We start from the raw sequence: 22,360 nt of genomic DNA on the forward strand, positions 1-22,360 counted from the left end.
GGGCGGCGCGCGGGCCGCGTCCAGTGGCTTGCGGGAGGCGGAGGGGCGTAGCGGAAGGGCGGGCAGCGCTTACGACTTGGCGGCGCCGGCCGTCAGGCCGGTCACCAGGTGGCGCTGGACGAGGTAGAAGAACGCCGCCGCCGGGAGCCCGATGAGCACGCCGGTGGCGGCCATCAGGTTCCACTGCTGGTCGTGTTCGCTGACGAAGGTCGCCAGGCCGATCGGGAGCGTGTACTTGTCGGAGCTGAGCAGGAACACCGAGGCGAAGGCGAACTCCGCCCACGCGGTGATGAAGGTGTAGAACGCCGCGACCGCCATGCCCGGCCGGGCGAGCGGCAGCACCAGCCGCCAGAACGTGCCGAAGGGCGTGAGCCCGTCGACCCGGCCCGCCTCGTCGATCTCGTGCGGGATGGTGTCGAAGTAGCCCTTGAGCAGCCAGGCGCAGTACGGCACGGCCTGGGTGAGGTTGACCGCGATCAGCGCCCAGTACGTGTCCAGCAGGTCGAGCCCGGCGAGGATGTTGTACAGCGGCACGATGAGGATCGCGAACGGGAACATCTGGGTGACCAGGAACGTCCACATGAGCTGCCGGTGGCCGGGGAAGCGCATGCGCGAGACGGCGTACGCGGCGCTGGCGGAGACGAAGACGCCGATCACGCACGTGCCGAGGCTGACGATCAGCGAGTTGCCGACCCAGTGCAGGAAGTCGGTGTCGGACAGCACGGTGGTGTAGTTCGACAGGCTGACCTTCCCGGCTATCTCACCGGCGTGCAGGAAGTCGGTCTTGTCGGGGCCGAGCGAGATCCACGCGAGCCAGGCGACCGGGAAGAGCGCGACGAAGCTCGCCAGGAGCAGCGTGCCGTGCAGCGCGACGGAGGCGGCGGTGCTGCGCTCGCCGCGGCGGCGCGGTCGGGCGGCGGCAGGGCGGGCCGGGCGGGAGGGAGCGGAGCGGGTCGGGCGGGAGGTGGTTGCTTGGCTCATCGGACGGCCGCCTCCTCGTTGCGGTTCAGCCAGCGGCGGTAGACCGACACCAGCACGACGAGCATGGACAGGATGATCACGCCGTACGCGGCGGATCCCGCGTAGTCCCGGGGCGTCTGGCCGAAGCCGAGCCGGTAGGCCCAGGTGACCAGGATCTCGGTGTCGGGCGCGGTGGAGCCGAAGAGCAGGAAGATGACGATGAACTGGTTGAACGTCCAGATGACGCCCAGCATGATCACCGTGCTGCTGACGGCGCGCAGTCCGGGCAGCGTCACGTACCGGAACCGCTGCCAGGGCGTGGCGCCGTCCGTCTCGGCGGCCTCGTACAGCTCGTTCGGGATCGACTGCAGCCCGCCGAGCAGCGAGACCATCATGAACGGCACGCCGCACCAGGTGTTGACGACGATCGCCGCCGTCCGCTGCCAGAACGGCTCGCTGAGCCAGGCCGGTTCCGGCATGCCGACGGAGGCGAACACGGAGTTCAGCACGCCTCCGTCGGCGAGGATCATCCGCCAGGAGAAGACGGTGACGAACGTCGGCACCGCCCACGGCAGGATCAGCGCGAGCCGGTAGAGGGTGCGCCCGCGCATCCTGCGGTTGAGCAGGACGGCGAGGCCCAGGCCGATGCCGTAGTGGAGGGCGACGCAGGCGGCGGTCCAGAACAGCGTCCAGGCGAACTGCTTCCAGAAGGTGTCGGCGGCGCTGCCGGTGAGGATCTCGACGTAGTGGTCGAAGCCGACGAAGGAGAAGCTGTCGGGGATCTTGTTGACGCCGATGGTGCGCCCGACGTTGTCGCTCGTGGCGTCGGTCAGCGACAGGTAGACGCCGCGGCCCAGCGGGTAGGCCACGAGCACGCCGAGGACGGCGACGACCGGGGCCACCATGGCGTAGGCGTACCAGTGGCGGCTGTACGACTGCTTCAGGCTGCTGATCATTCGGTGCCCTTCAGGACCGCTGCCGCGCTACGAGAAGTCGGGGACCAGCTCGCCGAACTTCTCGGCGGTGGCGTCGAGTCCGTCCTTGACGCCGGTGTCGCCCTTGAGGACGGCGGCGAGGTTCTGCGCGAAGTCGTCGCCGAGCAGGGTGCTGTACTCGGGCAGCGCGGGGCGCGGCTGGGCGGTGTCGGCGAGCACCTGCTGGTAGTCGGCGACGCCGGGGGCGGCCTTGACCTCGTCGGTGTAGGCGGAGGTGCGGGTGGGCAGCGTGCCGTTCTCCACCGCGATCTTCGCCTGGGTGTCGGCGGAGGTCATCCAGCCGACGAACTCGATCGCGGCTTCCTGGTGGGCCTCGTCTGAGCCGTTGTAGACGGAGAGGTTGTGGCCGCCGGTGGGGGCGCCGGCCTTGCCGGTGGAGCCGGCCGGGACGGGGGCGATGCCGAGGTCGGCCTTGTCCTTGAAGGCGGAACCGGCATAGACGTTCGTCAGCTCCCACGGGCCCTGGATGATCATGGCGACCTTGCCGTTGACGAAGGCGTCCTGCATGTGGGCGTAGGCGTCGGCGGTGACGTCGAGACCGGCGGTGCCGGGAGCGTCGACGATCTCCTTGGCCTTCTCCACGCCGGTGACGGCCCCGGGCGAGTTGACGGTGATCTTCTGCGCCTCGGCGTCGACCATGTCGGTGCCCTCGCCGAAGAGGAACGGCAGTGTGTAGTACGGGTCCTTGTGGAGCCAGAAGCCGTCGGCGCCGGTCTTGTCCTCGACGTCGGCGGCGACGTCCATGAGCTGGTCCCAGTCGGCGGGCGGCGCGTCGTGGCCGGCCTTCTTGAGCAGGTCCTTGTTCCACATCAGCGCGAGCGTGTCGGTGACGATCGGGGCGCCGTAGGTGGTGCCCTCGTACTGCGCCTGCTTCAGCAGCGACGGCGTGAAGTCGTCCTGTGCCTTGAGGGCGGCGGTGCCGTCGAGCGGGGCGAGGAACTGCGACTTGGCCCAGGAGGCGGTCCAGCCGACCTCGGTGCGGATGACATCGGGGGCGCCCTTGGTGCCGGCGGCGGTGGTGAACTTGTTCTGCGCCTGGTCGAAGGGGACGTTGACGTACTCGACCTTGATGTCCGGGTGCGCCTTCTCGAACTCCTTGATCAACGCCTTGTACGTCGGCGCCTCGTTGGTGGCGTTGGAGGTGTCCCACCAGGTGATCGTCACCTGCCCGCCGGCGCTCCCGCCGCCGTCCCCGTCATCACCGCAGGCCGTCGCCACCAGCGCAAGTGAGGCGGCCAGGGCGGTGGCGGCTATGCCACGTCGCATAGTGAACTCTCCTTCAGGCAGGGAACCGTGACCGCGCAGCGCGGCTCCGGACGCCGAGGAAGCTAACAGGATTGACATGCGACCGAAAGACCTTGCAAGTAATTTCTGCAAGGAGTTACGGTCTCAGCGAGACAAGGGAGGCACGACGTGCGCCAGGAACAGTCAGGTCCCGTGACCGCGCGGCTCGCCGACATCGCGGCCCAGGCCGGGGTGAGCGAGGCGACGGTCAGCCGGGTGCTGAACGGCAAGCCGGGCGTGGCGGACACCACCCGGCAGGCCGTGCTGGCCGCGCTCGACGTGCTCGGCTACGAGCGGCCGGTGAAGCTGCGCCGGCGCAGCGCGGGCCTGATCGGGCTGCTCATCCCGGAGCTGGACAACCCGATCTTCCCCGGCTTCGCCCAGGTCATCGGCCAGGCGCTGACCCGGCAGGGCTACACCCCGGTGCTGGCCGCGCAGACGCCAGGCGGCTCGACGGAGGACGAGCTGACCGAGATGCTGGTGGAGCGCGGCGTGGACGGCATCGTCTTCGTCTCCGGGCTGCACGCCGACACCACCGCCGACATGGAGCGCTACACGCGACTGCGCGGCAAGGGCGTGCCGTTCGTGATGATCAACGGCTACTCGGAGAAGTTCCAGGGCACGTTCATCTCCCCCGACGACCGGGACGCGATGCGGCTGTCGGTGACCCACCTGGCCTCCCTGGGCCACCGCCGCATCGGGCTCGCGCTCGGGCCCGGGCGCTTCGTGCCCGTACAGCGGAAGGTCGAGGGATTCCTCGACTCGATGCGCGACGTGCTGTCCGTGCCGGAGGCGGACGCGCGGGCGGACATCGAGCACTCGCTGTACTCGCTGGAGGGCGGGCAGGCCGCGGCGGCGGCGCTGCTGGACCGCGGCTGCACGGCGATCGTGTGCGCGAGCGACATGATGGCGCTGGGCGCGATCCGCGCCGCCCGGCAGCGGGGGCTCGCGGTGCCGCGGCAGGTGTCGGTCGTCGGCTACGACGACTCCCCGCTGATCGCCTTCACCGACCCGCCGCTGACGACGGTCCGCCAGCCGGTGACGGCGATGGGGCAGGCCGCGGTACGGGCCCTGCTGGAGGAGATCGGCGGCACCCCGGCCCCGCACAGCGAGTTCGTCTTCCACCCGGAGCTGGTGGTCCGCGGCTCGACGGCCTCGGCGCCCGCGGAGCGTGCCTGACCGCGTGCGCCGGGCCGGGTTGCCGGGCGCTTCCACATGGTGCGGGCCGCATGCGCCTGATCATCCGCTGCGCGAACCCCGGCAGGAGACAATGCAAGCCGGGCACGGTGCCCGAACTGCCGCTTGACCAGGGTGTCTTGACCCACACGCGAGAATCTGGCACTGGTTTGTGTCGCCACGTGCCGCGTTCTTCGACCACAGCGGAGGCCGCACCGGAGCACGGGAGGCCGTAGGAAAGATGCTTGCAAGGTCTTTCAACGCGGCCCCGGCGGTGTTAACTTCTCGCACGCGGCCCCCACAGAACCACCGCCGCCCCCGACCCCGGTCCGGCCGGTCGGGGGTCCTTCACAGGCCCCACGCGCCCGCCCGGTCGGACCGGTTCCACGGACGACCGTACGGGCATCAGTCCAGGTAGCCGCGGAGCTGGTCGGCGAAGGCGTGGTCGCGCAGCTTGTTGAGGGTCTTGGACTCGATCTGCCGGATCCGCTCGCGGGTCACCCCGAAGATGCGGCCTATCTCCTCCAGCGTCCGCGGCCGGCCGTCGATCAGCCCGTACCGCAACTGGACGACCTTGCGCTCCCGTTCACCCAGCGTGGACAGCACCGCCTCCAGGTGCTCGCGCAGCAGCAGGAACGCCGCCGACTCCACGGGCGAGGCGGCGTCGCCGTCCTCGATGAGGTCGCCGAGCGCGACGTCCTCCTCCTCGCCGACCGGTGCGTGCAGCGACACGGGCTCCTGCGCCAGCCGCAGCACCTCGCTCACCCGCTCCTCGGGCAGCCCGAGATGGGCGCCGACCTCCTCGGGCGTCGGCTCGTAGCCGCGCTCCTGGAGCATGCGGCGCTGGACGCGCACGACCCGGTTGATCAGCTCGACGACGTGCACCGGGACGCGGATCGTCCGGGCCTGGTCGGCGAGGGCGCGGGACATGGCCTGGCGGATCCACCAGGTCGCGTACGTGGAGAACTTGTAGCCGCGGGCGTAGTCGAACTTCTCCACCGCGCGGATCAGCCCGAGGTTGCCCTCCTGCACCAGGTCGAGCATCGTCAGCCCGCGGCCCACGTACCGCTTGGCGACGGAGACGACGAGCCGCAGGTTCGCCTCGATCAGCCGGCGCTTGGCCATCCGGCCCAGCACGACGAGCTTGTCCAGGTCCAGCGCGAGCGGCGTGACCAGGTCCGGCTCGCTGGCCAGCTTCTCCTCGGCGAAGAGCCCGGCCTCGACCCGCCGCGCCAGCTCCACCTCCTCGGCGGCGCTGAGGAGCGGAATCCGGCCGATCTCGCGCAGATACTGCCGGAACAGGTCGGACGTGGGCCCGCCCCGATCGGGCCGCACGGCGGATGCCGGGGGCGGCGGCGCGGGCGCGGCGCCGGGCTCGTCGAGCCCCGCCGGAGCCCCGTTCGGCAGGGTCAGGACGTCGGGCGCGCCCTCGCGCCCGGCCCGTACGGAAGTCTTGAGGGTCTGGGTCTGCACGGGGGCGACCTCCAGGGTGGTCACTGCCGGTTCGGGGACGTGGGGCAGCGGAACGGCAGCGGCGGACTCGCCGCCTTCCGTCCCGATCGTGGATAGCGGATCCCTGGCGGCTTGTCGCCCGTTCCGGACAACCCCGCCACGCTCCGAGGACTCAGGCACCGCCCCCAGTGTGGGGTACGACACACGCCCGGCAGTAGGGTCGTGCGACCACATTTTGTGTCCGGCTCGTGACCGGACGGTTACGCAACGGACGAATGCGCACGCTTGGGGCGACACAACCCCTTGCCCAACGTGACCATACGGTCACACTGGTGATTTGACCGCCATGCGGCGCGCCGGTCAGACTTGTGCCCTCAGCACGAGACGAACCGCTGCTCATGGGCGAGATCGACGAGCTTCATCGGCGGATGGACGCGTTGGAGGCACAGGTGCACGAGCTGACCGAACAGCAGGCGGCCACACGGCACCTGGCGGTCAACTCGGACCGCGACGTGGCGGCGCTGCAGGAGCAGCGGCGCGCCGACATACAGCTTCTCCAGGCGCTGCGGCAGACCCAGCTTGAGCAGGGCAAGATCCTTGAGGCGCACAGCAAGGCCCTTGAGGCACACGGCAAGACCCTCTTGGAGCACAGCCAGGTGCTCGGTGTGCTGGTGTCCGGACAGGTGGCCATCATGGAGCATCTCGGCATCAACCCGCCGGAGGCCACCGCCGCAGGCGGCTGACCGGTGCCGCCCCTCCGCGTCAGAGCGCTGCGGCGCCGCGGGCGCGGAGGGATTCGCGGTACTGCTGAAGTGTCCACAACTCGCGCTGCGCCGACTCGAACTGGTCCGGCGGGCCCTGGGCGCCCAGGCGGTGGACCGTGCTGCGGACGTCGTCGATGCGGCGGTCGACCGCGGCCAGGCGGACGCCCGCGAGTTGTTCGCCCGCGTAGATCGCGTCCGGGTCGCGGCGGCTGCGCGGGGGTTCCACCGCCAGCTCCGTAATCAGGGAGCGGACGCCGTCGTCCGGCGCCGCGTCGCGGACCCGGGCCAGGTAGGCGGCGCTGTCGTCGGCGGTGGCGACGCCGCCGGCCGCCTCGATGGCGGCGCGGACCGTCGCGTACGGGGCGGCCGTGAACTCGTCGGCGAGATAGGCGTCGAAGGCGGGGGCGACCAGCTTGGGGTGCTGGAGCGCCAGCTTCAGCAGCTCGCGCTCGCGGTGCAGCGCCGGGGTCCGCATATACAGCGCCGGGCCGCCGGAGGTGCCCGTGCCGGGTGCGGGTCCCGGTCGTCCCGGGCCCGCGGGTCCGGAGCCCGCCTGCGGCGCGCCACCGCCGCGGCCCTGGCCCTGACCGCCCCGGCCCCGGCCCCCGCCGCCCTGCGCCGCATACCGCGCGAGCTGGCGTACGCGGTCCACCACGAACCGTTCGTCCAGGATCCCCAGCATCCCCGCCAACTGCACCGCGTACTCGTGCCGGATCGCGACGTCCTTGATCCGCGCCACCACCGGCGCCGCCTGCTCCAGCGCCGCCGAACGGCCCTCCGCCGTCTCCAGGTTGTGCTGCGTGACGAACGAGCGGATCGCGAAGCCGAACAGCGGCGAGCGCTCCTCGATGAGCTGCCGCACCGCCTCGTCGCCCTTCGCCAGCCGCAGGTCGCAGGGGTCCATGCCGCCCGGGCTCACCGCGATCGACGTACGGGCCGCGAACTTCTGGTCGTCCTCGAACGCGCGCAGCGCCGCCTTCTGCCCCGCCGCGTCGCCGTCGAAGGTGAAGACCACCTCGGAGCGGGAGTTGTCCGTCAGCACCCGGCGCAGGATCTTGACGTGCTCGCCGCCGAACGCCGTGCCGCACGTGGCGATGGCCGTCGTCACCCCGGACAGGTGGCAGGCCATCACGTCGGTGTACCCCTCGACGACGACCGCCCGGCCCTGCTTGCCGATGTCCCGCTTGGCCAGGTCGATCCCGTACAGCACCTGGGACTTGCGGTAGATCGGGGTCTCCGGCGTGTTCAGGTACTTCGGCCCGTTGTCGTCCTCGCGCAGCCGCCGGGCGCCGAAGCCGACGACCTCGCCCGTGATGTCCCGGATCGGCCACATCAGCCGCCCCCGGAACCGGTCGATGGGCCCGCGGCGGCCGTCCTGGGAGAGGCCGGAGAGGGTCAGCTCCTTGTCGGTGAAGCCCCGGCCGCGCAGGAACCGGGTGAGGTGGTCCCAGCCCGCCGGCGCGTACCCCACGCCGAAGCGCTCCGCCGCCGCCTGGTCGAAGCCGCGCTCGGCGAGGAACCCGCGCCCGATCTCCGCCTCCGCGGAGCCGAGCTGCTCGGCGTAGTACTGCGCGGCGACCTTGTGCGCCTCCAGCAGCCGGGTGCGCTCGCCCTGCTGGCGGCCGGGGGTGTAGCCCCCCTCCTCGTACCGCAGGGTGATGCCGGCCTGGGCGGCGAGGCGCTCGATGGTCTCGGAGAAGGACAGGTGCTCGACCTTCATGACGAAGTCGACCGTGTCCCCGCCTTCCTGGCAGCCGAAGCAGTGGTACAGGCCCTTGGCCGGACTCACATGGAAGGAAGGGGACTTCTCATCATGAAAGGGACAGAGCCCCTTGAGGTTGCCCCCGCCGCCGGGACGGAGCTGCAGGTACTCGGAGACGACGGCGTCGATCGGAACCGCGTTCCTGACCGTCCGCACGTCGTCGTCGTTGATCCTGCCTGCCACGAGTGCAGTCTACGGCCGGGCGCCGACAGCCCCGCGCCCCGCCGCCGCGGCGGCCCCGGGAAGTGAGTGCTTCAGGAGGAGGTGTCGTCGTACGCGCTGAGGAAGAAGTCGACGACGGACTCCACGAACCCGCCGTCGAAGGTCCGCTCGGCCACCAGCCGGCGGAACATCAGCGGGCCGGAGAGCTGGTCGACGGCCAGGTCGGTGTCGAGTCCCGCGGGCAGGTCGCCGCGCTCCCTGGCGGTGTCGACGATGGCGCGCAGCCCCTCGGAGGCCGCGGTGTGGAGGGAGGTCTTCAGCTCGCCGTACGCCGGGTCGACGCTGACGCGCTCGATGACGGCCCGCAGCGCGCGCTCCGCGGTGGGGTCGTGCAGCCAGCGGCGGACCACGTTCAGCTCGCCGAGCAGGTCGCGCCGCAGCTCCCCGGTGCGGCGGACGTGCGCGATCGTCAGGCCCTCGGTGATGGCGTCGCGGATCATCTCCGCGGGGTCGGGCCAGTGGCGGTACAGAGTGGTGCGGCCGACGCCGCTGCGGGCGGCCACCGACACGTGCGTGACGGCGGCCCAGCCCTGCTCGACCAGCAGGGCGCGCGCGGCGTCGAGGGCGGCGGCCCGGCTGCGTACGGCTCTCGGATCGGGTCCGCGCTCCAGGCCCGAAGATCTCGTGTCGGTTTGAGGCGACAACAGGACTCCATCCCGCGTGTCCCCGAGGGCCGGGGCCGGCTGACGATCACGTACGGCCTCACTCGGAGGTATCCGTACACCTTGTCCCAAAGTCGGCGGTGTATCGCCGATCTTGATTGCTGAAGGGGCCCGCCGCGGGCCCGCAGGGCTCAGACGGCGACGGCGTCGAGGGGTGCGAGGGTCGCCGCGAGCCGGCGCTCCGCGGCGCGTGTGAAGGGGATCTCCGATGCCCCGTCGGCCAGGCCCTGTTCGGCCAGCAGCCGGCCCGTGCGGGCGGCGACGAGGGCGGAGCGGAAGCCGGCGAAGACCTCGTGCCAGGGCACCTGTCCGGCGATCGGCCGGCCCAGCCACTCCTCGTAGCGGTCGATCGTAGCCTGCCGTCCCGGCAGGCCCGCGAGCCGGGGCCCGTCGCCGGCGAGGTGGCGGTCGGCGTACAGGTACCAGGCGAGGTCGGCCTCCGGCGGGCCGAGGAAGGCCGTCTCCCAGCCGAGTACGGCCGCGGGGCGGGCGTCGCGGAAGACGATGTTGCCGAGCCGGGCGTCGCCCCAGAGCAGCCGGGGCGGCCCCGAGGGCTCCGGGAGGTTCTCGCGCAGCCAGTCGAGCGCCGCGAGGACGACGCCCGAGCGGTCGGCGGCGAAGTGGTCCAAGTGCCGCTCGTAGTAGTCGAGCTGGCCGCCGAGGCCGCTCGGGGCGCCGGCGGCGTGCTCCAGGAAGGCGACGTTCAACCGGTCCGCGTCCAGGCCGTGCAGTGTCCGGAGCACGCCGAGGCCCGCCCACCACAGCGCCGCCCGGCCGGCCTCGTCGCGGTCGGCGAGCGCACCGGCCGAGTGGTACGGGGGCCGCTCCGCGGGCGTCCACCCGTGGACGCGCTCGGTGACGTAGAAGGGTGCCCCGAGCACGGCGGGGTCGGCCTCGTAGCCCAGCACGGCGGGCACCGGCACCGGTGTGGGCGCCAGCGCGCGCAGCACCCGGTACTCGTCGACGAGCCGGGGCTCGGGCAGCACCTGATACCGCGTGGACGCCACCCGTACGGCGAAGTCCCGGCGCGTCCCGGCCCGCTGCCACTCGGCGACGGCCCACAGGGTCTCAGGACCGAAGCCCCGTCCGCGCGCCGCCTCCACCCCGACCTCGGGGGTCCCGGCCTCCGGCAGCCGGTCGGCGAGCCACCGCGCCAGGCGGCGGCGGGTGGTCTCGATGTCTCGTTGCGGCGGTTCGGGCACGTGACCTCCTGCGGACGACGGACGTACGCGTCCCCGATGGTCCACCCCCGGCCTGGTGCCGCGATGGTGAGTGGAGGCAGCCTCCGTCGAGCCACCAGCAAGAGACGATCGAATCCTCACTGCCGCTCTTCACGATCGAAGCCACGGCACGTCCGGCAGAGAAGGGGACGATCCACCATGGCGCACTCCCACCATGTCAGGCACACCGGCACCGTCACGGCGCCCCCGATCGTCGTGTACGGACTCCTCGCCGACGCGCCGGGCTGGTCCCGGCTGTTCCCCGCCGTCGTGCACGCGGAACGGGACCCGGCGGAGGGCGGCGAGGACGTGCTGCGGCTCTGGACGACCGCGGACGGCGGGGTCGACGACGTCCGCGTACGCCTCACGCCTGACCCGGACGGGCTGACCCTCGGCTTCCGGTACGAAGGACCGCGCCCCCCGGCCGCCGGCCGGAGCGGCACCTGGCGCATCCGCCCGGCGGCCGGCGGCTGCGAGGTGGTGCTCGACCAGGCGTACGCGGCGGCCGGCGACGACCCGGAGCGACTGGCCTGGCTCCGCGCGGCGGCCGAGGCGGACGCCAAGTCGGGCCTGGAGAGCCTGAAGCACGCCGCGGAACAGGCGGACCGCATCGGCGACGTGCTGCTCACCTTCGCCGACGAGCTGGAGATCGCGGCGGCGCCCGCGGCCGTCCACGACTTCCTCTGGCGCGCCGGCGCCTGGGCGGAGCGGGTCCCGCACGTCACCCGCGCGGCGCTCACCGAGGTCTCGCCGCGGGCGCAGCTCCTGGAGCTGGACACGGTGCTCCCCGACGGGAGCACGCACACCACCGAGTCGGTACGGGTGCGCCCGGGCCCCGGGCGGATCGTCTCCAAGCGGCTGCGGCTGCCGGCGCTGCTGGCGGCGCACCTCACCGAGTGGTCGCTGACCGAAACGGCCGGCGGCGTACGGGCCGTGCACCGGCACACCGCCGTGCTGCGGCCGGAGGCGGTGCCGGACTTCCCGGGGGCAGGGGCGACGCTCGCCGAGGCCCGCGCGCACGTCCGCAAGGCGCTGGGGACGACCAGCCGGGAGACGCTGCGCTGCGCGCGGGTGGCGGTGGAAGGGGCCGAGAAGGGCCCGCCCGCCGGGCGTTGACGAGAGCCGCCCCGGGAAAGGGGCGGCCCGGACGCAGGTGCCGGTGTCCGATCGCGGACCCCGCTCCTACCCCGGGACTGTCACCCCGGGTGCGTCGCGTGCAGGCAACAACTTGTCCGTGGCCGCCCCCGGAATCGCTCCCTACGCTGACCGATATGGCGCTCACCCACTCCGAAGCTGCGGCTCCACCTGTGCCGTTCTTCTCCCAGGCACGGAGTTTCACCGAGCTGTGGCCGCAGATCAGTGACCACGTCAACGCCGTCTTCGACCGGGGCAAGTACTCCCACGGCCGCCAGGTCGGGCAGTTGGAGCGCGCCGTCGCCGAGTACACCGGCGCCCGGCACGCTCTCGGCGTGAACAGCGGCACCGACGCCCTCGTCCTGCTGCTCAGGGCCGCCGGCATCGGCCCCGGTGACGAGGTGATCGTGCCCGCGTTCACCTTCTTCGCCACCGCGTCGTCCGTCACGATGGCCGGCGCCCGTCCCGTCTTCGCCGACATCACGGCGGACGGCGACTACGCGATGGACGCGGACTCCGCCGAGGCGCTCGTCACCGAGCGCACCCGGGCCGTGATGCCCGTGCACCTCTTCCACCAGCTCGCGGCGATGGACCGGCTCACGGAGCTGGCGCGGCGCCACGACCTCAAGCTGCTGGAGGACAGTGCCGAGGGCATCGGCATGCGCTGGGACGGCGTGCACGCCGGGCTGCTCGGCGCCGGCGGCGTGCTCAGCTTCTTCCCCACCAAGACCCTCGGCGCCCTGGGCGACGCCGGGATGATCCTGACGGACGACGACGAGATCGCCCAGCAGGCCGCGATCCTGCGCCACCACGGGCGGATGGGCAAGACGCTCGACCACATCGCGGGCATCTCCAACCTCTCCGGCGTCTCCGGCACCAACAGCAAGATGGACGACGTCCAGGCCGCCGTGCTGCTGGCCAAGCTGACCCGGCTGGACGCCGACATCGCCAGGCGCCGGGAGCTGGCGGCCGCGTACGACGAGCGGCTGCGCGGGCAGGAGGGCATCCACTCCCTGCCCCGGCTGGTGCCCCGTCCGGCGCAGACGGACCCGGTGTTCTACGTCTACCTCATCGAGGTCGAGAAGCGGGACGAGCTGGTCGACTTCCTCGCGGCCCGCGGCATCGGCACCGAGACGTACTACCCCCGCCCGCTCCACCTGCAGCCCTGCTACGCCGGGCCCGAGCACCCCGAGGGCTCGCTGCCGGTCGCGGAGCGGACCTGCAAGCGCACGCTGGCCCTGCCCTTCTACCCGGACCTCACCGAGGACCAGGTGGACATCGTCTGCGCGGCCGTCGCCGACTTCTACGCCGGAGGTGCCGACCGGTGACCATCCCGTTCTTCCCCGACGACCTCTTCGAGCAGGACCGGCAGGCGTTCCTCGACCTGCTCTACGAGGTCGGCACGGACGACGAGCAGAAGTTCATCCTCGGCCGGCGCACCGCGGAACTCGAACGCGCGACCGCCGCCGCGACCGGCGTCGAGCACGCCGTCGCCTGCTCCAGCGGGACCGGCGGGCTCAACCTCGCCGTCCAGGCGGTGGGCGTGGGACCCGGCGACGAGGTGATCGTCCCGGCGTTCTGCTGCCAGCCGGTGGCCAGTTCGGTGGCGAACCTCGGCGCGACCCCGGTCTTCGCCGACGTCGACCCGCACACCATGGTGATGGACCCGGCGAGCACCGAGGAGCTGATCACCGAGCGCACCCGGGCCCTGATGCCCGCCCACGTCTTCTCGATCATGGCCGACATGCCGGCCATGAACAAGATCGGCCGGGCGCACGGGCTGAAGGTGATCGAGGACGCCGCGGTCGCGCAGGGCGCGGTGCTCGACGGCACCCCGTCCGGCGCCTGGGGCGACCTCGGGGTGTTCTCCTACTTCCAGGTCAAGGCGTTCGGCACGGCCGGCGAGGGCGGCATGGTCGTCACGGACGACGAGGACCTGGCCCGTACGGTACGGATGCTCCGCAACCACGGCCAGGACGGCATCACCCGGTTCCTGCACCACTCCATCGGCCAGAACAGCCGCTTCGACGAGATCCTGGCCGCCTTCCAGTTGCACCGGATCGGCGGCTTCGCGGACCGGCTGGAGCGCCGGGCCCGGATCGCCGACTACTACACGGAGCGCTTCGCCCCGCTCGCCGACCGCGGCCTCGTCGCACCGCCCGCCGGCCGCAACGGCCGCTGCTACTACGTGTACTCGCTGCTGGTCGAGCGGCGCGAGGACCTGCGCGCCTGGCTCACCGAGAAGCAGATCGGCACGCACATCTACTACCCGGTGCCGCTCCCGCTCCAGCCCGCGTTCGCGAAGTACGCCCCCGAGGGTGCGGACTGGCCGCGGGCCCGGCAGGTCAGCGCGCGCAACCTGGCCATCCCGATCTGGCCGCACCTCACGGACTTCCAGGTGGAGTTCATCGCGGACTCAGTGTGCGAATTCTTCGATTAGGGGGTACGGGCATGGGCGAGAAGGTCGTCGTCATGGGGCAGGGCTACGTGGGCCTGCCGCTGGCCGTCGCCGCCGCGGAGCGCGGGTACGAGGTCGTCGGCTTCGAGGTCGACGAGGACCGGGTCAAGAAGCTCGCGGTGGGCGAGTCGTACGTCGGCGACGTGGACTCGGCGCAACTGGCGGCGCTGCTGGACAGCGGGGCGTACCGGCCCACGATGGAGCCGGACGACCTCGCGGGCTTCGACCTCGCCGTGATCACCGTGCCCACCCCGATGCGCGACGGCCTGCCCGACCTGTCGTACATCGAGGCCGCCGGCACCACCCTCGCCCGCCGGCTGCGGCCGGGGGCGGCGGTCTCGCTGGAGTCGACCAGCTACCCCGGCACCACGGGCGACGTCCTCGCCCCGCTGCTGGAGCGGCTGTCCGGGCTGGCCGCGGGCACGGACTTCCACCTCGGCTACAGCCCGGAGCGCATCGACCCGGGCAACACCCGCTGGACGTTCACCACCACGCCGAAGGTCGTGGCCGGGGTCGACGAGCGCTCCCGCCGCCGGCTGGCGGACTTCTACGGCTCGATCGTCGACACGGTCGTGCCCGCGCCCACGATCCGGGTGGCGGAGCTGGCGAAGGTGCTGGAGAACACCTTCAGGCACGTCAACATCGCCCTGGTGAACGAGTTGGCCATGCACGCGGAGGCGCTCGGCGTCGACGTGTGGGACGCGCTGGACATCGCCGCCACCAAGCCGTTCGGCTTCATGCGCTTCACCCCGGGCCCCGGGGTCGGCGGCCACTGCCTCCCGGTCGACCCGCTGTATCTGTCGTGGAAGGTCGAGCAGGATCTCAGCAGGCCGTTCCGGATGGTCGCGCTGGCCGACGAGCTGAACACGCAGATGCCGGAGTACGTGGTCCGCCGGGTCACGCGGGGCCTCGGCAGGCGCGGCCAGACGCTCCACGGCGCCCGGGTGCTGATGCTGGGGCTGGCGTACAAGCCGAACACCGGCGACGTACGGGAGTCGCCCGCGGTCCGCCTGGCGGAGCATCTGCTCGCGGAGGGCGCGCAGGTGCGGGTCGCCGACCCGCTGGTCTCGGAGGACCCGGGGGCCGCGGGGCTGGTGCGGGTGGAGCTGTCGGACGAGGAGGTCGAGGCGGCGCACGTCGTGCTGGTCGCCACGGACCACGACGCCTTCGACTACACGCATCTCGTGGCGACGGCCGGCTATATCTTCGACTGCCGGCACCGGGTGCCGGCCGCGGACCATGTGGAATCCCTCTGAACCGCGGGGCGAATTTCAGGACATGTATACCGCAGTTCCGAAATACGTCCCGCGGAGTTCCTATGGACATGGAAAAAGCACCCTCGGCGCGAAGCGCAGAAGGTGCTTTTCCGGAAGACGCCGAATCCGGGCTCCGCTATACGTCCCTACCGAATGCGGCGGACGCCAGCGCGTGCTGCTCGACCCGGCCGGGCGCCACGAGGTCGAATTGACTCGCGGGGACGGCTTTCGTCAGGTCGGGACCGCGCATGAGATCGTCCAATTCGGGGTCGCAGGTCAGCACCGCCTGTTGCAGATTCCGGATCATCGGTGAGGGCTCCAGGCCCAGTTCCTCACGGAGCGTCGTACGCAGCCGGTGGACGACCTCCAGGGCCTGGCTGCGCCGTCCTGACCGGTACATCGCCAGGATGAGCCGGGCGTGCAGGCTCTCCCGGGTGGGCAGCTTGGTGGTCAGCGAACTCAGTTCGCCGAGCACCTCGCGGTGCCGGCCGAGCCGCAGGTCGGCGTCAATCCGCTGTTCCTGGACGCTCATGCGGTCCTCTTCGAGACCGACCGCGTACGCCCTGACCACCGGCCCGACCTGGACGTCCGCCAGCACCGAACCCTGCCATAACGCCAGTGCCCGGCCCAGGAGTTCGGCCGCCGCGACGTCGTCGGTGTACAGCTTGGACCGGCCGCTGGCGACGAGCGTGGCGAACTGGTTCGTGTCCAGCTCCTCCCCGCGCACCGTGAGCAGATAGCCGCCGTCACGTGTCTCCAGTATCCGCCGGGCCGCCTCCAGACTGCCCACCCGCGGCACCCGGCGCAGGATGCGCCGCAACTGCAGGATGTAGGACTGGACCGTCGAGAGCGCGGTGTTGGGCGGAGTATTCTCCCAGAGTTCCTCTATGCAGGTGCGCGTGGAAACAACCTGGTTGGCGTTGAGCAGGAGCAACGAGAGAAGTTGTCGTTGTTTGGGCGCCGTCGGAGTATAAGAACACCCCTGTTCGTGCATGCGCAGTGGACCGAGTAGGGAAAATTCCATCGCGCTCTCGAACCCTTCCGATAATCGTGCATGTAAGCGGAGGCTCGATCGGTGATCACTCCCCCGTGATATCCCCCTGAGACCTCACGGGAGCGTAACCGAACGCATGGTTCGGCACAAGCAGTTTCACAGGCGGCCGGGTTACCGGGGCCCGCTGACCAGCGGTGGCGGGTCCCGGCAGCAACTCGACGCCAAGTCGGCCGCAATTGGTTCCCAAGCTTCGCGCAAGCGGTCCTTCAGCGCGCCGATCTTTGCGGGCCGCCGCCGCTGCCCGGCGGCGAATGGAAGGGCACTCCGTGATCACGGCTGCGGGCCGATGGACACCTTCATGTCGGGCGTCAGGCCGAGTTCCCTGCCGGTGACGGTCGCGTCGACCGCGATGAGGATGTTGTAGTGGTTGGGGAAGTGGCAGGAGTCGAAGCCGAGTACGGAGCCGACCCGCTTGCCGTCGATCACCACCGGGTCGCCGCGGTCGACGACGCCGGCCTCGGAGATCTCCACGAAGCCGAGGAACCCGACCCGGTCGACCCTCGCGCCCGTCGTGGTGTCGTGCTGGTCGGTGGTGACGAGTTCGTGCACCTCGCCGCTGCGGACGCAGCGGCTGGCCCACTCGTCCACGGACATCCCGCGGTCCTCGCGGCGGTGGACGAGGATCTTCACCAGCCGGCCCGTCACCGTCAGCTTGTCGCCGTCCTCCTGCGGGTTCACCGCGCTGCTCCCGTCGTCGTCGGCTCGCCGGCCGTGCTTTCCCTGCGGTAGATCTCGGCGACCAGCTCCAGCGCCGCGAGCCCGCCCTCGGCGCGGTCCTCCCCGGCGCGTACGGCCTCGGCGAAGTCGGTCACGATGCCGCGGTACTCGTGCCACAGCGACTGCTTGAACTCCGGGTAGCCGTCGAGCATGTCGGCGCTGTGCAGCGAGCCGTCGGTGAGCCGGACCGTGACGTCCTTGCGCTCGCCCTCGTACGACCAGTCCAGCTCCACCCGGCCGCGGGCGCCGGAGGCGGCGGTCAGCGACACCCGCGCCTGCCGGTCGGTGCCGGCCTCGTCCCGCACCACCTCGGCCGACTCCAGCTCGACCGGGCCGAGGAACTGGCGCACGGTGTCGAAGGCGTTGGGCCCGTTGTCCGCCACGCAGCCGCCGCCGCAGCGGTCGGCGTCCAGGTACCAGGCGTCGGCGCCGGCGTGCTCCTCGATCTTCTCCAGGTAGCGCACGACCATCCACTCGATGCCCACGCCGGGCGGGATCGCCTCCAGCAGCGCGAGCGCGTTGCCGTTGTAGCGCCGGTGGAAGGCGGTGAACAGCACGACGTCGCGGTCGCGGGCCGCGCGCACCAGCGCGCGGCCGTCCGAAAGCCTGGTGGCCAGCGGCTTCTCCACGCACACCGGCAGCCCGGCGGCGATCAGGTCGCCGCACACCGCCGCGTGCGCGTCGTTGGGCACGTTGACGACGGCCGCGTCCAGGCCGCCGGCCGCGAGCAGGTCCGCGTGGCTCGTATAGCAGGGGACGCGGTCGCGGTACGGGGCCAGCGCCTCGTCCCGCAGGTCGCAGACCGCGGCGAGTTCGACGCCCGGCACCTCGTCCAGCGCCGCGGCGTAGAAGCGGGAGATGACGCCCAGGCCGATCAGCCCGATGCGCAGCGGGCGGGCGGTGTCGTCACCGGTCATTGCGGTCTCCCTCCGGGAGCTTCAGCCCCAGGTCGTCGGCGACGGAGCGCAGTTCGCCGAGGAGCGCGTCCGCCACGGGCACGCCTTCGGCCAGCGCCGCGGCCTTCAGGTCCGCCTCCCGGCAGCCCGGGTAGGCGACCTTGTCGGTCCCCGGCAGCGTCGGGCTGCCGGTGAGGGCGGCGAAGAGCCCGGCCGCCTGGCGGGTGAAGTCCTCCTCGGGGCGGAGGGTGCCGGGCGCGACGGCCAGGACGAAGAAGCCGATGTCGTCGTCGCGGCCGCTCGGGCCGCCGGTGCCGGAGTACGCCTCGGGGTCGGGGCCGAGCCCGGCGCCGGGCACCAGCGCGGCCAGCACCTCGACCAGCAGCGCGAGGCCGTAGCCCTTGTAGCCGCCGGTCTCCGGGTGGCCGCCGAGGAACAGCGGGAAGCCCTCGCCGCAGTCGAGCGCGTGCGGGTCGGTCACCCAGCGGCCCTCGGCGTCCTGCAGCCAGCCCTCGGGTATGGACCGGCCGGCCCGCGCCGCCTCGCGCACCTTGCCGGTGGGGGCGACGGTGGTGCTCATGTCCAGCACGAACGGCGCCTGCCCGGGGCCCGCAGGGGCGGCGGCGGCGAGCGGGTTGGTGCCGAGCATGGCGACCCGGCCGCCCGGCGGGCGGGCGATGCGCTGCCGGCCGCAGTTGGAGGCGACCAGCCCGATCATGCCGTTCTCGACGGCGCGGGCGGCGTGGAAGCCGGCGCAGCCGAGGTGCGTCGCGTCGCGCACGGACACCATGCCGATGCCGTACTGCCCGGCCCGCTCGGCGGCGAGGTCCATGGCCTCCGCGGCGGCCCACAGGCCCAGGCCCTTGCGGGAGTCGAGCAGCACGGTGGCGCCGCGGTCGGCGAGCACCTCGGGCTCGGCGGCGGGCGCGACCCGGCCGGACGTGAAGAGCGGCAGGTAGAGGCGGGTGAGGTTGGCGAGGCCGTGGGAGCGCATGCCCACGAGGTCGCCGTAGACGAGGGCTTCGGCGGCGGTACGGGCCCGGTCCTCGGGCACGCCCTGGGCCTGGAAGACCTCGGTGGTGAAGTCGGTGAGCTGGTGGTACGGCAGCAGGGTCATGACGATCCGTTCGTAGCGGAGGCGAAGGCGGCCACCATGGAGGCGATGCCGTCGGCGTAGCGCTCCAGGTCGGGGGCGTCGACGTACTCGTCCGCGGCGTGGGCGCCGTTGGCGTCGAGGTCTCCGGGGCCGTAGACGACCGTGTGCGCGTGCGGCAGGGCGTGGGCCCAGATGGCGTCGCAGGTGCAGGCGGGGGCGTCCGGCGGGGCGTACTCAAGCCCGGCCCCGGTGAGCACCTGCTCCGCCCAGGCGTCGCGGCTGTCGAGCGCGGGCAGGCCGCGCTTGAGCCACGCCAGCCGGGTGATCCTGCGGGCGTCCCTTGCGGTGCGGGCGAAGTCCGGCAGCCCGCCGAAGACGGCGGCGAACTCGTCGATCCCGGCGGTCAGTTCGCGCTCCAGCGCCTCCTCCTGCGCCCGGCCGGCCGCGGCGGTGCGGTACGCCAGGTTCAGCAGCAGGGCGCCGGTGCCGTAGACCTTGTTGTGCGCGGCGCCGGTGTGCAGCCCGGCGACGCAGACCCGGCCCTCGGCCACCGCGCCAGGCAGCGTGCGCGCCAGCCGCTGGGCGAGGAAGCCGAGGAGGACGGAGGCGTTGTGGCCGGCCTCCGGGTGGTCGTCGATGGAGTCGGCGCCGGCGACGGCGATCCGGGCCGTGGCCGCCGCGGTGGCGCGGGGCACGAGCAGGCCGCGGGTCGGCTCGCAGAACACGTTGATACGTCCCGTCCAGCCCTGCTCCACCAGCGGCCGGGTGCCGAAGACGCCCATGGCGCCGCCCTCTTCGCCGGACACCGCCTGGATGAGCACGCCCACGTCGGTGCCGAGCGCGGGCACCCGGGTGATCGCGGCCCGCAGCCCGGCGAGCAGCGCGACCGCGGGCCCCTTGGCGTCGACGGCGCCGCGGCCGTGGAAGCGGTCGCCGGCCAGGTGCGGCGGCTTGCCGCCGGCGACGGTGTCGAGGTGCACGTTGAACATCAGGGTGCGCGCCCGGGGCAGCGCGCCGCCGAGCCGCAGCACCAGGCTCGGCTGGTTGTCGAGGAACCCGTCGACCCGCCGCGCCATGTCGCGTACCTGCGCGGGCACGTCGGGCCGGTCCAGCCACTCGGGGCCCGGCGCGGCGTGGTACGCCACCTCGAAGCCCAGCTCGGCCGCGGCCCTGGCGTAGCGCATCTGCGCCTCGCGCAGCCGCGGCGGCTCCGCGTCCGGGCCGGTCTCCATCGGCCCGGCGGTCGGTAACCCGACCAGGTCGAGCAGCAGGTCGCGGTCCGCCCGCGACAGCCGTACCTGCGCCGTCGTCATACGGTCACCTTGCCGATCCGGGCGAGCAGTTCCTCCAGCGCCCGGCCGCAGGCGACGAAGGCCGCGCGGGTCTCGTCGTCGCCCGCGGTCGCGGACTCGTGCGGGCGCACCTTGACGTGCGGCTCGATCGACAGCGCGCCGGTGTAGCCGCGGTCGATCAGGTGCCGCAGGCAGTCCAGGACGCGGCACTCGCCGTGTCCCGGCAGCGTGTAGCGGATCTCGTCGCCCTCGACGACCGCGTCCTTGATCTGGACGTGCTCGATCCAGGGCGTGAGCTGGGGCAGCAGGTCGTACGCCCGGTAGCCGTACGCGGGCCCGTTGCCGGTGTCGAAGACCAGGCGCAGCGCGGGGCTGTCGACGTACCGCAGGAGCTGGAGCATGCGGTCGGCGCTGGCGCCGGCCCAGCCGGCGCAGTTCTCGTGCAGCAGCACGAGCCCGGCGCGCTCGGCGCGCGCGGTGAGGATCGCCATGCGCCGCAGGACGACGGCGCGCCAGGCGCCGGGGCTCAGCCCGTCGTTGGGGTACGACATGACGCGTACGTACCGGGTGCCGAGCGTGGCGCAGCGCTCGGCGAGGATGTCCAGCTCGCGCAGGTCCTCGTCGAAGTCGCCGGTGACAGGGCGGGCCCAGTTGGCGATCCGGGAGTCCACGCAGTGCACGCCGAGACCGGCGGCGCGCACAGAGCCGGCCAGCTCGTCGAAGGCGGCGTCGCCGAGGTCCGCGAGGGCGACGCCGTCCACGGACCGCAGTTCGATCAGCGGCCAGCCCAGCTCGTTCAGGGCGCCGGTCTGGACCGCCGCCGGGGCGCCCGCCTCGTCGCCGATACCGCAGAGCGGGAGGGTGTCAGCCGGCATCACGTGCCTCCGTCCTGGAGCCGGACATGTGCTTGGCCGCGTCGAGCAGCCGGACGACCTGCATCTGGCGCCGCACCTGCGCGTCGAGCACGGCGTCGTCGGGGTCGTCGGGGTCGTCGCCGGCGAGGTGCCGGTAGGCGTCGAGCAGGCAGGCGTCGAGGGCGAGGTCCGGGAACACGGACTCCGCCGCGGGGCCGTCCACGGGGCCCGCGCTCAGGTGTGCGTAGTGGTCCTCGCTGCCGACGGGGTAGTGGCCGACTGCCCGGCCGGACGCGAAGTCCAGCTCGATACGGCGCTCCCGGCGCGGCGAGGTGAGGTCGCACTCCAGCCGGCTCACCACCCCCGAGTGGTGCCGCAGCGTCAGCCCGGCCCCGCCCATGCCCGGCACCCGCCGGCCGCCGACGTCCACGTCGGTGAGGGCGGCGCCGGTGACGTCGGCGTCGCCGGCCAGCCGCAGCGCGACGCCGACCGCGTGCGGCGGCTCCACGTCGAAGGCCGTCTGGTGCCCGGCGCTGTTGAGGGTGCGGTGGATACGGGGCTTGTGCTGCCGTATCCCGATGTGCCGCAGCGGGCCGAAGCGCCCGCTCTCGACGAGGTCGGCGAGCCGTTCGGTGAGCGTGCTGTGCAGCCACGGCGCGACCACGGCCATCCGCAGCCCGTACTTCTCCCGGACCGCCGCCAGTTCGGCCAGCGCCTCGGCCGTGTCCGCGAGCGGCTTCTCCACCAGGACGTTGACGAACCCCAGCTCGCCGAGGGCGGCCAGGACGCCGGCCCGCTCGCCGGGCGGGGTGCACACGTGCACCAGCGTCGCCGCCGGGTCGAGCCGCAGCCGGGCCGCGGCCAGCGAGCCGACGGTCTCGATCTCCGGGTCGTCGTCCGGGCCGCCGGCCGGCCCCGTGTCGTACCCGAGCGGCGGTGAGGCGGAGAAGAGATCGGGAAACCGGCGCCGCAGCCGCAGCAGGACCGGCAGATGGAGCTCGCGGCCGGAGCGTCCCAAACCGACGATGAACGTACGCAACACGCACTCCTTACGGTCGTCCGTCCGGTACGAAAGCGAGGTACCTCAGCAGGCTACGGCGGGAGGC

At 72.4% G+C, this 22,360-nt stretch carries 20 protein-coding genes; 6 read left to right on the top strand and 14 right to left on the bottom strand.

What is annotated here, in order from left to right:
• Positions 1–69: 69 nt before the first annotated feature.
• Genes OG946_RS09960 through OG946_RS09970 form a run of 3 tightly spaced genes read right to left on the bottom strand, consistent with a single transcriptional unit; the run spans position 70 to position 3,221 of the window.
• A complete protein-coding gene (locus OG946_RS09960) occupies positions 70–981 on the bottom strand; it encodes a sugar ABC transporter permease (protein WP_326795773.1) in 912 nt (303 codons plus the stop codon).
• Positions 978–1,916: a carbohydrate ABC transporter permease gene (locus OG946_RS09965; RefSeq protein WP_326795774.1), complete on the bottom strand. Its 939-nt coding sequence runs from the start codon at positions 1,914–1,916 to the stop codon at positions 978–980. Before OG946_RS09965 ends, OG946_RS09960 begins: the two co-directional genes overlap by 4 nt.
• A gap of 27 nt (positions 1,917–1,943) precedes the next feature.
• Positions 1,944–3,221: an extracellular solute-binding protein gene (locus OG946_RS09970; protein WP_326795775.1), complete on the bottom strand. Its 1,278-nt coding sequence runs from the start codon at positions 3,219–3,221 to the stop codon at positions 1,944–1,946.
• Between the two features lie 171 nt (positions 3,222–3,392).
• Here OG946_RS09970 and OG946_RS09975 point away from each other — a divergent pair, with 171 nt between their 5' ends.
• The gene (locus OG946_RS09975; protein WP_326800198.1) at positions 3,393–4,418 is read left to right on the top strand and encodes a LacI family DNA-binding transcriptional regulator; all 1,026 of its coding nucleotides are present in this window, start codon (positions 3,393–3,395) and stop codon (positions 4,416–4,418) included.
• A 402-nt stretch (positions 4,419–4,820) separates the two neighbouring features.
• On the opposite strand, the gene OG946_RS09980 is transcribed toward OG946_RS09975, so the two are convergent.
• The gene (locus OG946_RS09980; protein WP_326795776.1) at positions 4,821–5,912 is read right to left on the bottom strand and encodes an RNA polymerase sigma factor; all 1,092 of its coding nucleotides are present in this window, start codon (positions 5,910–5,912) and stop codon (positions 4,821–4,823) included.
• A 323-nt stretch (positions 5,913–6,235) separates the two neighbouring features.
• Between OG946_RS09980 and OG946_RS09985 the strand changes: the two genes are divergently transcribed.
• A complete protein-coding gene (locus OG946_RS09985; protein WP_326795777.1) occupies positions 6,236–6,610 on the top strand; it encodes a hypothetical protein in 375 nt (124 codons plus the stop codon).
• A 19-nt stretch (positions 6,611–6,629) separates the two neighbouring features.
• Here OG946_RS09985 and dnaG read toward each other — a convergent pair whose 3' ends face one another.
• The 3 genes from dnaG to OG946_RS10000 all read right to left on the bottom strand — a co-directional run bounded on the left by dnaG (position 6,630) and on the right by OG946_RS10000 (position 10,479).
• Positions 6,630–8,576 carry a DNA primase gene (dnaG, locus tag OG946_RS09990; RefSeq protein WP_326795778.1) on the bottom strand — a complete coding sequence of 649 codons (1,947 nt, stop codon included), beginning with the start codon at positions 8,574–8,576 and terminating at the stop codon, positions 6,630–6,632.
• Positions 8,577–8,647: 71 nt separating this feature from the next.
• Positions 8,648–9,259 carry a TetR/AcrR family transcriptional regulator gene (locus OG946_RS09995; RefSeq protein ID WP_326795779.1) on the bottom strand — a complete coding sequence of 204 codons (612 nt, stop codon included), beginning with the start codon at positions 9,257–9,259 and terminating at the stop codon, positions 8,648–8,650.
• Between the two features lie 149 nt (positions 9,260–9,408).
• The gene (locus OG946_RS10000; RefSeq protein ID WP_326795780.1) at positions 9,409–10,479 is read right to left on the bottom strand and encodes a phosphotransferase family protein; all 1,071 of its coding nucleotides are present in this window, start codon (positions 10,477–10,479) and stop codon (positions 9,409–9,411) included.
• 177 nt (positions 10,480–10,656) lie between these two features.
• On the opposite strand from OG946_RS10000, the gene OG946_RS10005 reads away from it, so the two are divergent.
• From OG946_RS10005 to OG946_RS10020, 4 genes are all read left to right on the top strand, one after another.
• Positions 10,657–11,613 carry an aromatase/cyclase gene (locus OG946_RS10005; RefSeq protein ID WP_326795781.1) on the top strand — a complete coding sequence of 319 codons (957 nt, stop codon included), beginning with the start codon at positions 10,657–10,659 and terminating at the stop codon, positions 11,611–11,613.
• A 155-nt stretch (positions 11,614–11,768) separates the two neighbouring features.
• Positions 11,769–12,959 carry a DegT/DnrJ/EryC1/StrS family aminotransferase gene (locus OG946_RS10010; RefSeq protein ID WP_326795782.1) on the top strand — a complete coding sequence of 397 codons (1,191 nt, stop codon included), beginning with the start codon at positions 11,769–11,771 and terminating at the stop codon, positions 12,957–12,959.
• Complete coding sequence (locus tag OG946_RS10015; protein WP_101424638.1) at positions 12,956–14,071, top strand: DegT/DnrJ/EryC1/StrS family aminotransferase; 1,116 nt, start codon at positions 12,956–12,958, stop codon at positions 14,069–14,071. The genes OG946_RS10010 and OG946_RS10015 overlap by 4 nt, the downstream gene beginning before the upstream one ends.
• Positions 14,072–14,082: 11 nt before the next feature.
• Complete coding sequence (locus OG946_RS10020) at positions 14,083–15,345, top strand: nucleotide sugar dehydrogenase (RefSeq protein WP_326795783.1); 1,263 nt, start codon at positions 14,083–14,085, stop codon at positions 15,343–15,345.
• Between the two features lie 136 nt (positions 15,346–15,481).
• Here the strand turns inward: OG946_RS10020 and OG946_RS10025 are convergent, their stop codons facing one another.
• The 7 genes from OG946_RS10025 to OG946_RS10055 all read right to left on the bottom strand — a co-directional run bounded on the left by OG946_RS10025 (position 15,482) and on the right by OG946_RS10055 (position 22,293).
• Positions 15,482–16,369 (bottom strand): AfsR/SARP family transcriptional regulator, encoded by an 888-nt coding sequence (locus OG946_RS10025; RefSeq protein ID WP_326795784.1) that lies wholly within the window; start codon positions 16,367–16,369, stop codon positions 15,482–15,484.
• Positions 16,370–16,669: 300 nt separating this feature from the next.
• On the bottom strand, positions 16,670–17,077 hold the full coding sequence (locus OG946_RS10030) for a DUF6917 domain-containing protein (RefSeq protein ID WP_047015669.1): 408 nt from the start codon (positions 17,075–17,077) through the stop codon (positions 16,670–16,672).
• The gene (locus OG946_RS10035; protein WP_326795785.1) at positions 17,074–18,033 is read right to left on the bottom strand and encodes a Gfo/Idh/MocA family protein; all 960 of its coding nucleotides are present in this window, start codon (positions 18,031–18,033) and stop codon (positions 17,074–17,076) included. The genes OG946_RS10030 and OG946_RS10035 overlap by 4 nt, the downstream gene beginning before the upstream one ends.
• Positions 18,023–19,129, bottom strand: coding sequence for an Ldh family oxidoreductase (locus OG946_RS10040; RefSeq protein WP_326795786.1), 1,107 nt, complete (start codon positions 19,127–19,129; stop codon positions 18,023–18,025). The genes OG946_RS10035 and OG946_RS10040 overlap by 11 nt, the downstream gene beginning before the upstream one ends.
• Positions 19,126–20,421: a M20/M25/M40 family metallo-hydrolase gene (locus tag OG946_RS10045; RefSeq protein ID WP_326795787.1), complete on the bottom strand. Its 1,296-nt coding sequence runs from the start codon at positions 20,419–20,421 to the stop codon at positions 19,126–19,128. The genes OG946_RS10040 and OG946_RS10045 overlap by 4 nt, the downstream gene beginning before the upstream one ends.
• Positions 20,418–21,275 (bottom strand): sugar phosphate isomerase/epimerase family protein, encoded by an 858-nt coding sequence (locus tag OG946_RS10050; protein ID WP_326795788.1) that lies wholly within the window; start codon positions 21,273–21,275, stop codon positions 20,418–20,420. Before OG946_RS10050 ends, OG946_RS10045 begins: the two co-directional genes overlap by 4 nt.
• Positions 21,265–22,293 carry a Gfo/Idh/MocA family oxidoreductase gene (locus tag OG946_RS10055; RefSeq protein ID WP_326795789.1) on the bottom strand — a complete coding sequence of 343 codons (1,029 nt, stop codon included), beginning with the start codon at positions 22,291–22,293 and terminating at the stop codon, positions 21,265–21,267. Before OG946_RS10055 ends, OG946_RS10050 begins: the two co-directional genes overlap by 11 nt.
• Positions 22,294–22,360: the final 67 nt, after the last annotated feature.

Source organism: Streptomyces sp. NBC_01808, from assembly GCF_035917395.1.
Taxonomy (GTDB): domain Bacteria; phylum Actinomycetota; class Actinomycetes; order Streptomycetales; family Streptomycetaceae; genus Streptomyces.

Bases quoted from the DNA above. Each gene is read 5' to 3' on its own strand.
- OG946_RS10020 (WP_326795783.1), top strand. From the start codon at position 14,083: ATGGGCGAGAAGGTCGTCGTCATGGGGCAGGGCTACGTGGGCCTGCCG.
- OG946_RS10040 (WP_326795786.1), bottom strand. From the start codon at position 19,129: ATGACCCTGCTGCCGTACCACCAGCTCACCGACTTCACCACCGAGGTC.
- OG946_RS09960 (WP_326795773.1), bottom strand. From the start codon at position 981: ATGAGCCAAGCAACCACCTCCCGCCCGACCCGCTCCGCTCCCTCCCGC.
- OG946_RS10035 (WP_326795785.1), bottom strand. From the start codon at position 18,033: ATGACCGGTGACGACACCGCCCGCCCGCTGCGCATCGGGCTGATCGGC.
- OG946_RS10050 (WP_326795788.1), bottom strand. From the start codon at position 21,275: ATGCCGGCTGACACCCTCCCGCTCTGCGGTATCGGCGACGAGGCGGGC.
- OG946_RS10025 (WP_326795784.1), bottom strand. From the start codon at position 16,369: ATGGAATTTTCCCTACTCGGTCCACTGCGCATGCACGAACAGGGGTGT.
- OG946_RS10045 (WP_326795787.1), bottom strand. From the start codon at position 20,421: ATGACGACGGCGCAGGTACGGCTGTCGCGGGCGGACCGCGACCTGCTG.
- OG946_RS09965 (WP_326795774.1), bottom strand. From the start codon at position 1,916: ATGATCAGCAGCCTGAAGCAGTCGTACAGCCGCCACTGGTACGCCTAC.
- OG946_RS10010 (WP_326795782.1), top strand. From the start codon at position 11,769: ATGGCGCTCACCCACTCCGAAGCTGCGGCTCCACCTGTGCCGTTCTTC.
- OG946_RS09970 (WP_326795775.1), bottom strand. From the start codon at position 3,221: ATGCGACGTGGCATAGCCGCCACCGCCCTGGCCGCCTCACTTGCGCTG.
- OG946_RS10005 (WP_326795781.1), top strand. From the start codon at position 10,657: ATGGCGCACTCCCACCATGTCAGGCACACCGGCACCGTCACGGCGCCC.